General features: G+C 61.2%; 12 protein-coding genes and 1 pseudogene. 7 read left to right on the top strand and 6 right to left on the bottom strand.

What is annotated here, in order from left to right:
- The 4 genes and pseudogenes from A9Z00_RS04920 to A9Z00_RS04905 form a co-directional block, all read right to left on the bottom strand.
- A partial coding sequence (locus tag A9Z00_RS04920; protein ID WP_296973636.1) for a UPF0236 family transposase-like protein occupies positions 1–155 on the bottom strand: 155 nt, incomplete at its 3' end.
- A 138-nt stretch (positions 156–293) separates the two neighbouring features.
- Positions 294–1,466, bottom strand: a complete 1,173-nt coding sequence (locus tag A9Z00_RS04915) for an ABC transporter permease (RefSeq protein WP_296975057.1) — start codon at positions 1,464–1,466, stop codon at positions 294–296.
- A pseudogene (locus tag A9Z00_RS04910) lies at positions 1,463–2,163 on the bottom strand (ABC transporter ATP-binding protein). The gene A9Z00_RS04915 and the pseudogene A9Z00_RS04910 overlap by 4 nt, the downstream one beginning before the upstream one ends.
- A gap of 249 nt (positions 2,164–2,412) precedes the next feature.
- The gene (locus tag A9Z00_RS04905; RefSeq protein WP_296975056.1) at positions 2,413–3,498 is read right to left on the bottom strand and encodes an efflux RND transporter periplasmic adaptor subunit; all 1,086 of its coding nucleotides are present in this window, start codon (positions 3,496–3,498) and stop codon (positions 2,413–2,415) included.
- Between the two features lie 281 nt (positions 3,499–3,779).
- Between A9Z00_RS04905 and A9Z00_RS04900 the strand changes: the two genes are divergently transcribed.
- The 4 genes from A9Z00_RS04900 (at position 3,780) to A9Z00_RS04885 (ending at position 5,655) form a co-directional block, all read left to right on the top strand.
- A complete protein-coding gene (locus A9Z00_RS04900; RefSeq protein ID WP_296975055.1) occupies positions 3,780–3,980 on the top strand; it encodes a helix-turn-helix transcriptional regulator in 201 nt (66 codons plus the stop codon).
- 13 nt (positions 3,981–3,993) lie between these two features.
- Complete coding sequence (locus A9Z00_RS04895; RefSeq protein WP_296975054.1) at positions 3,994–4,371, top strand: hypothetical protein; 378 nt, start codon at positions 3,994–3,996, stop codon at positions 4,369–4,371.
- Positions 4,372–4,413: 42 nt separating this feature from the next.
- Positions 4,414–4,719, top strand: coding sequence for a helix-turn-helix domain-containing protein (locus A9Z00_RS04890; protein WP_296975053.1), 306 nt, complete (start codon positions 4,414–4,416; stop codon positions 4,717–4,719).
- 231 nt (positions 4,720–4,950) lie between these two features.
- Positions 4,951–5,655 (top strand): hypothetical protein, encoded by a 705-nt coding sequence (locus tag A9Z00_RS04885; RefSeq protein WP_296975052.1) that lies wholly within the window; start codon positions 4,951–4,953, stop codon positions 5,653–5,655.
- A gap of 229 nt (positions 5,656–5,884) precedes the next feature.
- Here A9Z00_RS04885 and A9Z00_RS04880 read toward each other — a convergent pair whose 3' ends face one another.
- Positions 5,885–6,799, bottom strand: a complete 915-nt coding sequence (locus A9Z00_RS04880) for a formylglycine-generating enzyme family protein (protein ID WP_483316268.1) — start codon at positions 6,797–6,799, stop codon at positions 5,885–5,887.
- 78 nt (positions 6,800–6,877) lie between these two features.
- The gene (locus A9Z00_RS04875; protein ID WP_296975051.1) at positions 6,878–7,513 is read right to left on the bottom strand and encodes a glycoside hydrolase family 11 protein; all 636 of its coding nucleotides are present in this window, start codon (positions 7,511–7,513) and stop codon (positions 6,878–6,880) included.
- 690 nt (positions 7,514–8,203) lie between these two features.
- Here A9Z00_RS04875 and A9Z00_RS04870 point away from each other — a divergent pair.
- The 3 genes from A9Z00_RS04870 (at position 8,204) to A9Z00_RS04860 (ending at position 9,773) form a co-directional block, all read left to right on the top strand.
- Positions 8,204–8,659, top strand: coding sequence for a hypothetical protein (locus A9Z00_RS04870; protein ID WP_296975050.1), 456 nt, complete (start codon positions 8,204–8,206; stop codon positions 8,657–8,659).
- 408 nt (positions 8,660–9,067) lie between these two features.
- The gene (locus A9Z00_RS04865; RefSeq protein WP_296975049.1) at positions 9,068–9,289 is read left to right on the top strand and encodes a hypothetical protein; all 222 of its coding nucleotides are present in this window, start codon (positions 9,068–9,070) and stop codon (positions 9,287–9,289) included.
- A 121-nt stretch (positions 9,290–9,410) separates the two neighbouring features.
- A complete protein-coding gene (locus A9Z00_RS04860) occupies positions 9,411–9,773 on the top strand; it encodes a DUF3992 domain-containing protein (RefSeq protein ID WP_296975048.1) in 363 nt (120 codons plus the stop codon).
- The last annotated feature ends 52 nt before the right edge of the window (positions 9,774–9,825 follow it).

Raw genomic sequence — 9,825 nt, 5'->3', positions numbered from 1 at the left:
ACGCGAAAACGCTGGCGATCCCTTTGCTCAAGGATGATCTGATCAAACATCTCCAGCGCTGTCTTCATCGCGCTGGCGAACGCTTCCTGCATCTCCCGCAACATCCACTGCTCAAGCTCTTTCATTGTGGGAATGATTGTGGTAAAGTGCTGCACAGGAGCTTCCTCCTCTTGGTGCGTGTTTCAGCAAATTCACTTTACCAAGGGAGAAGCTCTTTTTCTATGTTCGCTTTTTCCAGACTTTACCCCCACGCAAATTTTACTCTAACGACTGGCCGGAAGCGCTCCGGTCCGCTACTCGAACCGCAGCGCATCGACGGGTTTCAGCTTCGCCGCCTTGTTGGCGGGGTAGATGCCGAACGCGACGCCGATCAGGACGGAGAATCCGAGGGCCAATGCGATCATGTCCCCGGAATGGACGACGTCGATCCGCAGGAGCGAAGAGACCGCCCAACCGCCGGCAAAACCGAGCCCGAGGCCGAGCAGGCCGCCCAGCGCGCTGATCGTGACCGCCTCGATCAGGAACTGGATCAGGATATCCCGCTTCTTCGCGCCGACCGCCTTGCGGATGCCGATTTCCCGCGTCCGCTCCGTCACCGAGACGAGCATGATGTTCATGATGCCGATGCCGCCGACCAGCAGCGAGATGCCGGCGATGCCGCCCAAGGCGAGCGACAGCGTATCCGATATGGACGATGCGGTCTCCAGCATGTCCTCCTGGTTGAACACCCGGTAGGCGTTCTCCTGTCCGCGGAACATTTCCGCGAGCCTCGCTTCCGCTTCCTCCTGGATCGCGTCCAGCCGGTCGACGGACGCCGCCTGGATATAGATGCTGCGAACCCCCCGGCTCCGGAACGTGCGCTCGGCCGTCGTGAGCGGGATGATGACGATTTCGTCGTACGAGCCGAACGCGGAACTTCCCTTTTCCGCGAGGAGCCCGACCACCTTGAACCGCGTTCCGTTGATTTTCACGTATTCCCCCACGGGGTTCGCGAAGCCGAACAGCTCCTCCGCCGTCGCCGCGCCCAGGACCGCGATTTTCTGGCGGAAATCGAGATCGATCTGCGCGACGAATCGTCCGGCGGCCAGCCCGTAACCCCGGAGATAAAAATAATCCGCGTTCGTGCCCACCACGTTGACGGTCACGTCGTTCGTGCCGTATTTCACCGTCGCGCTGTTGCTGTTGTATGGCGCCGCATACTCCACGCCCTCGATGTCCGCGAATGCCACGGCTTGTTCGTACGACAGCGTCGACGTGTCGCCGCGGCCCAGAATGTTGACGGTCAGCAGGTTCGTCCCGAGCGCCCGCACCTGCTCCTCGATCCGGCTACTCGCCCCCTGGCCGATGCCGACCAGAACGATGACGGAACTGACGCCGATGATGATGCCGAGCATGGTGAGGAAGGAGCGCATTTTGTTCGCCATGATGCTTTTCAGCGCCATTTTGAGCCCCTGGCCGAGCTTCATGCCGCGCCGTCCCCCTCATGCAGCACCCCGTCGACGATTCGCACGATGCGCTTCGCCTGCCTCGCCACATCCATGTCGTGGGTGATGAGAATGATGGTGCGTCCTTCCCGGTTCAAATCCTGCAGGAGCCGCAGCACTTCCCGGCCCGTCTTCGTATCCAGCGCGCCCGTCGGCTCGTCGCCGAGCAGAATGGCGGATCGCCGGCCAGCGCCCGCGCGATCGCCACGCGCTGCTGCTGGCCGCCCGACAGCTCCGGCGGGCGGTGGCGCATCCGGTCCCCGAGCCCGACCTTGCGCAGCGCTTCGACCGCCCGCTCCCTCCGCTCGGCGCTCCGCATGCCCCTGTAGATCAGGGGCAGCTCCACGTTTTCCAGCGCGGTCAGATTCGGCAGCAGGTTGAAGTTCTGGAATATGAATCCGATCTTCCGGTTGCGGATCTCCGCCAGCCGGCTGTCGCGCAGACGGTTGACTTCCACACCCTCCAGCCAATATTTCCCCGACGTCGGGGTATCCAGGCAGCCGAGGATGTTCATCAGCGTCGACTTGCCGGAGCCCGACGGGCCGATGATCGTGACGAATTCCCCGTATCCGACCGTCAGCGATACCCCGTTCAGCGCCCTCAGCACCTCGCCGCCCATGACGTATTCCTTGGTGACCGCTTCCACCCGGATCAGCGGTTCATCCCGCCGGACGTCCATCACCGGCCACCTCCGCGGGTTCCGCCGCCGCCCGGGCCGCCGCCCGCGGAGCCTCCGCCACCGGGGAAGCCGCCGCCGGAAAAGCCGCTTTCGCTTCTCACGAAACCGCCGGAAGCTCCGCCGCCCGGACCGCCTCCTCCCGGGAATCCGGTTCCGGAGAAGCCGCCCCCGACCTGCGGAGCGCCGAACCCGCCGAAGCGCGTCACTTGTCCGTTCTGCCGCGACCCGCCGAAATCGGGCCCGGAACGATCACCGTGTCGCGCCTTCCGACAGGCCGGATACGATTTCGATATAATCTTCGTTATGGACGCCGACCTCGACGGCCACGCGCCTCGTTCCCGGCGGCTGTCCCATGCGCATCCGTTCCCGCGCACCGCCCGACGCCGCCGCATCCTCCGACGGCCGATCCTCCTCTTCCCCCGGCACGAGGACAAAATATTGCCCGCGAACGGACTGCACCGCGTCGATCGGCACATAGAGCGCGTTCTCCTTGCGCATCGTGACGATGGTCGCTTCGGCGCTCATGCCGGCCTTCAGGCCTTCCGCCTCCTCCAGCAGAATCGTCACATCGAAGGTTGCCACGCCGTTCGACTGCGTCCCCTCGTCCGCGATCTCCGTCACGACGCCGGAAAACACCCGGTCCGGCAGCGCCTCCACGAACACCTCCGCCGGCTGGCCGACCTCCACCTGCGAGATGTCCAGCTCGTCGACGCGGACCACGATTTTCATCCGGCTGTAATCGACGACTTCGCCGAGCGACGTGTCCGCGCGGATCACATCCCCCGCCTTCGCCTTGAAGCCGACCAGCTTGCCGTCGATCGGCGCCGTGATCGGCGCGATCCCCTCATCCGGCGTCCGGAGTTCCTCGATCTCGTATTCGAGCTGCCGGATGTCCAGTTCCTTGGCGCGGATATTGAGCAGGATCTGGGACACGTCCTGTTCCTCCCGCACCGCGTTTTTGTATTGCTGCCGAAGCGCCTCCAGCTCCAGCCTGGCCCTCTCCAGGCTGATCTGCCTGCTCTCGATCTGCCGGGAGACATCCGCTTCGTCCTGCTTGAACGCGATGAGGATGTCGCCCCGCCTGACCTGATCTCCTTCCGAGAAGAACACTTCGGCAATGGTTCCCTCTCTGGAGGCGGAAATCGCTTCCCGCTCCGCCGGTTCCATGTTGCCGGTTCCGGATATGGCGGACATGAGGGTTCCCCTCCGGACAATCGCCGTCGGATACGTCACCTCGCGAACCAGCGTCTCATCCGGCCGAAGCCAGAACCAGGCTCCCGCGCCGCATGCGACGAGCGCGATCAGGACGGTTGCCGCCCACCATCTTCGCTTCATCCCCAACGCCATCCCTTCCATCCAGCTTCATTCCGGCACAGATTATGGAAGACAAGCCTGAACGGAAGATGAAAGAAAGCTTAAGATCAGCTTAAAACGGATGACAGGCGCCTGAAGCCGCACGAGGCGCAACGACGGCGTCCGCACTCCGCCGGTTCCGAACGCCGGGCGTTCTCCGGCATAGGAATATGTAAAAGAAACTTTACGTAAAGGGTGCTTTACAATATAATGGAAATCAAGCTGCACTCGGCTTTGCTTGTCTCCCTTCCGAGGTGGCACACGTGAAGAACAGGCTTCCCGAGTATCGAAAAAAACATAACCTGTCCCAGGACAAACTGGCCGAGATGCTGAACGTGACCCGGCAGACCATCATTTCGATCGAAAAGGGCAAATACAATCCGTCGCTCCCGCTCGCAATCCGGATCGCCCGCATTTTTCACGCTTCGGTGGAAGAAATTTTTATTCTGGATGAAGAAGAATGAAAGGAGTCCGAACATGCTGTCCCGAAAATGGCTGATCCTCATCGGTTTCGGCTGGCTGGTGATCGGCGGCTTTACGGCTCTGGTTCAGATGATGGCCGAAGGTTCCGGGAATGTCGAATATTTCTTCGTCGTCATCAGCCTCGCGATCATCAGCTTCTCCATGGCTTCGCTTGCTCCCCATCTGCAGCGCAACGACGAGCGGATGCGGTATATCCGCCGGAAAGGCGCCCTGTACACCTCCGTTCTCGCGCTCCTTTATTGCGGCGCCCTGTGGGTCATGATCCGTTACGGTTATGTCAAACTCAACGCGGAACAAACCATCCTCATTTTATTGTCGCTCATCAGCTCCACCCTGTTTCTCTCCTGGCTCGTCTTGTCGAAAAGACATTGAAGCCCGGGCGGCATGTGGCGCCGCAGTCCGAGGGGGATGCAAATGGTCGGAACCGCGGAAGTCCTCAAATTGAACGACCGGCTGCTGCTGGATGTTCAATTTGAAAACCTGATCAAAGACGGCATCATCCTGTCCTTGTCGAAAATCGAATTCAGAATCCTGTATTGTCTCACCATGAACAAAAACAGAATCGTGCCTTTTCATACCTTGATCCATTTTGCCTGGAAACAAGGCTCCACCGTAACGAGGAACGAACTGTACGTCTATATCACCAAACTCAGAAAAAAACTGGATGCCGGCATGAAGATCATCTGCATCCGCAACAAGGGCTACATGATCACGGATTGAGGGAAAGAAAGGCACCGATGGCAAGCGTCGGCCCAACCGGCGCTTTTTTTCTTTGGCTGGTGGAACAAATGCGAAAGCGTCGAATGGCGGCGAAAAGATGAACAACCGTAAAGAGTCTGCGGCCTAAAATATGATATCCATGAAATCAAGAAATTCTCATCATGTGGTATGATAGGTATTAAATTGGTCTTTAGCATTTTCAATTCCATTCATGATGGGAGGAGATGCTTGATGAAAAAATGGTGGCTGCTTGTGCTTTCGTCCGTTCTGTGTGTGATCACCGTCGCCGATGGCGTGGGCACTGCGCATTCATCCCATGCTTCCTCCGAAGCGGAACAATTTGTGAAAATGATTGCCGGCTATCACGACCTTGCGCTCGAACTTTCCGATGACGAATTGCTGGAGTTGCAGCATATCATCCTCCAAAAGTGGGATCAGGGCGCAATCGAAACCGTTGAACCCAGAACGAAATTCGATTTCTCCGGAGTCAGGGGTGTGGCCTTCGACAGTCCGGGAAGCCTGTACGCGTATTATGTGTTTATCCCGTTCCTGGAATCGGCGGGCCACTATATGCCGCTCAGCGGGATTACCTTCGCCTTCACAAGCGGCAAAACCATCGCCCAGGCTCACGAAGTGATCATGGATGAAGAAGAGAATGCCCTTGACATCAAGGTGTACAGCAACGGGGTGCTGGTCGGTACCGCGAGCGTCGATGGCATTTCCGGTCAGGATGACGGCATGATCAGGCCGTTCGGTTACTGGGAAGATGTGGCGGATTGCCTCCATCGATTGGGTGCGGACGGACCGCTGGTGGCATCCGCGCTCGCGACCTGCTCGATCGTCTGCTCCGTGACGGGGCCGGCCGGATGCGCGGCCTGCCTGGGGATCTATCTGGCAATCGACGCGGGAGTCATCGTCGGTTGTCTGATCCCGTAATCCGCCGGTTCCGAGAGAAGACGGGATCCCGGAGTCCCGTCCGCCTTCGGGCCGGATGGATATCCGGTATTCGTACAAGCATGACGCAGCCATATGAAAAAACGGAAACGGCCGGCCGGGATTTCGCGTCCCGGCCGGCCGCCGTCTGGTGCGGCGAACGGCTTCAGTCTCCGGCAAATCGGAAGCGCCGCCGGAGAGCCGGATGCCCGTTCCGGAGCGTCGGCGCAAGTCACCCGACCGTCGCCGAATCGGCATTGCGGGCGATGCGGAATCCCTGGTCGGGACCGATGCCGTTCGCATCGAACTTGCCCCGGAACGAGATCTCGATCGTGTGGATGTCGCCGATCCAGCCGCCGCCGCGCGCCACCCGGTACAGGCCGGCTTCGATGTCCGGATCCTCGTACCAGTCCCAGCACCATTCGCGGACGTTGCCCGACATGTCGTACAGACCGAGCTCATTGGCCTTCTTGCGTCCGACCGGATGCGTGGTGGTCTTGTTGTTCTCGATGACATGCCAGCTCCAGCCGCCGGACAGGTACCGGTCCCCGGAATTGCGCCAGTTCCACGACACATCATCCGGCTTGTTGCCGCCGCTGTATTTGTAGCCTTTGCTCTTCTGGCCGCCGCTGGCCGCGTATTCCCATTCCACTTCCGTCGGCAGCCTGTAGCCGTTCGCCCCTTCGTTGACGGTCACGACCCATTTCACCTGGTCGACCTCGTTTTTGTTGCCGGGATCCTGCCGGCCCTTGTCGATGTTGTAGTACGGTTCGAGCCCTTCCATCAGGCTGAGCCGGTTGCAAAATTCGATCGCCTCGTACCAGCTGACGGAATCGACCGGCAGGTTGTCCCCCTTGAAACGGGACGGGTTGCTGCCCATCACCGCCGTCCATTCCCGCTGCGTGACCTCGTACTTGCCGATATAGAAATCCCGGACGACGATGCCGCTTTCGTAGTAATTGGATTTCGGGTTCTTGAATGTCCCCCCTTTGACGAACACCAGTTCCATTCCGGGTACGCTGGTCTTCAGCACGGGCGCGCTTGTCAGGGCGGTTTCCGCACGGTCCGCCTGCCCGTCCGAACATCCGCCCGCCGCCGCGCCCGCAACCGCCAGGACAAGGGCCGCGCACAGCCACGATCGCTTGATGCCCACGATTTGACCCCCTTCCGTCTTTCGCCGTTCAAAAGGGAAGACCGGCCGGCTCGCGGCCGGCCGGCCCGTGCGTCACCACACCGTGACGTTGGAGTAACCGCTGCTTTGATACCCTTCGGTCGCAAGCACCTGATAGGACCAATCCCGGCCCATCGGCATGCCTGCGGCGCCCCATGCGTTTACGTGGTTCTCGAACGTGATGGAGACGTTGATGCCGGTTTGACGCTTTTGCTGGCGGACGCTCCAGTATTGCTGGAACGTCTGCGTGCCGTCAATGGACGGCGCGTTGTATCGCCAGTTGTGATAAATGTCGTACCAGGCCCCGTCGCTGTAGACGGATCCGCGGTAGCTGTAGGTCGGTCTCCACGAACCCCAGCTGTCGACGACGTAGTATTCGATGAGCGGATTCCGCGTCCAGCCGTACAGCGTCAGATACGCGTTGCCGTTCGGCTGCCAGGCGCCGGCGTTGTAGTTGACGACCCGGTTGTGCGCCCCGTACTGCCAACCTTTGCCGACCACGAAGTTGCCGGAGTTGTACCAGCTCACGCTGTAGTTGCCGCCCGGCCCGTTCGTCGCGTTCACCACGCCGCCTCCGTCGGTCCAGTACTGCCAGTAGGTGTTCGCGTTCGCTCCGCCGCTGACGGCGAACAGCGCGGCCACCATCGCCACGGCCGTCAGCACCGCCATCAGTTTCCGTTTTCTGAACATTATTGGTCCCTCCTTCATGGGATTTGGATGGATTGATAGCGCTTTCGGTCCTGACGTCGCTTACCCGGTGTCATATGCCATCAGCATTTTACATTCACCTCCTCTATAGGTATATTCTAGTATGAAAACGCTATTAATACAATATAAGGAATTATAGAACCTTCCCCTGCGAGATTAACAATTTTATCCTGCACGCTTGCGCCCCGGGCACGCAGATGACATAATGGAAAATTTGGCTCGTCTTGCCGCGTCGTCTTTCCGCGATCCCATGGACCGATGGGCCGCATCGCCCGACTCCGGCCGCAAACCGCGAACGCTTCGGCCCGGACAGGATATTCATACAAGCGACATGTCCTCACGCCGCATTATCTGTCAGGGAGAGAATCCGCCATGAAGTGAGGGAGCGGCATGTTCGGGTGGTGCGGCTGGCCCGACTGTGGCTGCGGCCGCAGTGGCGCGGATGAGGATCATCCTCTGGCGTGCTGCAGCCCGCGACTGAAAACGGGGCCGACGGGACCGACCGGGCCAACCGGTCCGACGGGGCCGACCGGCGCCACCGGACCCACCGGCCCGACGGGCCCCACAGGCGATCCGGGGCCGGAAGGTCCGGTCGGGCCAACGGGGCCGACCGGCGCCACCGGGCCAACCGGTCCCGAGGGGCCCGTCTTCGCGACGGAGGGGTTCTCGGCGATGATCCCTGCGCTGACGGTGAACACATCGGGCCAATTCACGAACTGGACCGTCACCGCGCCGTACTACGGCCACCCGAACTTCAACCCCGTGACGGGCGTGTTCACCGTGCCTTCCACGGGAAGATACGCGATTTCGGCCACCATCAACTATGTCACGACGGCCGCGGTCTCGATCTCGCTCGGCCCCGGCATCAACCCGTACTTCGCGGTGCAGCGCCTGACCCCTTCCGCTACGGATCTGATCACCGGTCTCCTGCCGGTGCTGAACATCAGCGCGATTGTCACGCTCCGCGGGCTGCTCGGCAACGGCTGCGTCACGCTGGCCGGCGACGTCAGCCTGAACGCGGGCGACACGATTGCCCTGTTCTACAATTCGACCGGCGCCACCGTGACGCTGCAGATCGGCAACAGCGGAACGAACGGCATCGTCTGGTCCGTTCATCGCATCGCCTGATTGCGGCCCGAATGCACAAGCCGATTGAAACCGACATTCAATAAATTGAAGCACACGTCAAAGTGGTGGTCCGCGATGGGCTTCTTTCTTCGATGCAGGTGCATCCTGTGCCGGTGCTCCCGCTGCTCCCGCAGGCGCCGGAGATGCAGGCGGCGCGGACAAGGCCGCCGCCGGCGCAGACGCCGCCGCGCTTCGGACCAACCGATGACCCCCGCGTGGAACCGGCCGTTCTTACCGGATTCTCCCCGTCCCGGAACTCCCGCACCCGATCCGCGGCCTTCCGATCCGCGCCCTTCCGATCCGCCCGCCGCGCGGCCGGACGGTCCGTCCTTCACCCAATCCTGCTGCGGCAACATCCTGATTACCGCCGGCACCCCGGGCGTGCTGATCTGGGAGCGGGACCCCTCCATGCGGGTCGCCGTCGTGCAGGCCACCGTCTATGCCTTGCCGGACAATGCGGAGCCGCTCCGCCTGCTGATCGAATCCGATGAAAGCATCGAACTGGACGTCGCTCCCGGCAACACGGTCAATTATCTGAGCCCGCGGATCAGGCGGCTGCTGGTGACCGTACCGGACGCCGGGCCGTCGACATACGCGGAGGGGAAATACGCCGTCTCCGTCAGCGGGTAAATCCGGTCCGGCGGGCTCATGCGGCCAAATCGGGATGATCGCCCGGCGGCATTTGATCAGACCGTCCGGGCCTTTGCTGCATTAATTGGAGTAATGCCTTTGCGGGAGGGATGCCACCGTCATGGGATGCTGCATGAACCAATCCGCCCTGAGCTGCTGTCCGGACAGGAAATATGTGCAGGACAAAGTCTGCACGCCCTGGAACGGCACGGTGGATGACGCGGCGCTGGTCATCACCGTCTATAGCAACAACATCAACCGGAATATCTACGGCACCGGCTACGTGCAATACGACGCCGGCCCCGCCGACATCACCCTCAACATCCTTGACGAAGCGGGCAACACGCTGAACTCCGTAACGCTGGCGCCGGGCACCAGCACGACCTTCACGTACCGGCGGTTCTCCGAGATTCAGCTTGCGCTCCCCGCCACGGCCGGCACCTATCAGGGCGAATTCTGCATTACTCCCCGGTACCCGATCTGATCCGCGGATGGCCGCCCCTGCCAGCGCGACGACGGCCGGTCGGAACGAGAGC

This window comes from Thermobacillus sp. ZCTH02-B1 (genome assembly GCF_002159085.1).
Lineage (GTDB): Bacteria > Bacillota > Bacilli > Paenibacillales > Paenibacillaceae > Thermobacillus.
This window is presented reverse-complemented; position numbering and strand designations above follow the sequence as displayed.

Bases quoted from the DNA above. Each gene is read 5' to 3' on its own strand.
- A9Z00_RS04915 (WP_296975057.1), bottom strand. From the start codon at position 1,466: ATGAAGCTCGGCCAGGGGCTCAAAATGGCGCTGAAAAGCATCATGGCG.
- A9Z00_RS04905 (WP_296975056.1), bottom strand. From the start codon at position 3,498: ATGAAGCGAAGATGGTGGGCGGCAACCGTCCTGATCGCGCTCGTCGCA.
- A9Z00_RS04895 (WP_296975054.1), top strand. From the start codon at position 3,994: ATGCTGTCCCGAAAATGGCTGATCCTCATCGGTTTCGGCTGGCTGGTG.
- A9Z00_RS04890 (WP_296975053.1), top strand. From the start codon at position 4,414: ATGGTCGGAACCGCGGAAGTCCTCAAATTGAACGACCGGCTGCTGCTG.
- A9Z00_RS04885 (WP_296975052.1), top strand. From the start codon at position 4,951: ATGAAAAAATGGTGGCTGCTTGTGCTTTCGTCCGTTCTGTGTGTGATC.
- A9Z00_RS04875 (WP_296975051.1), bottom strand. From the start codon at position 7,513: ATGTTCAGAAAACGGAAACTGATGGCGGTGCTGACGGCCGTGGCGATG.
- A9Z00_RS04870 (WP_296975050.1), top strand. From the start codon at position 8,204: ATGATCCCTGCGCTGACGGTGAACACATCGGGCCAATTCACGAACTGG.
- A9Z00_RS04865 (WP_296975049.1), top strand. From the start codon at position 9,068: ATGCGGGTCGCCGTCGTGCAGGCCACCGTCTATGCCTTGCCGGACAAT.
- A9Z00_RS04860 (WP_296975048.1), top strand. From the start codon at position 9,411: ATGGGATGCTGCATGAACCAATCCGCCCTGAGCTGCTGTCCGGACAGG.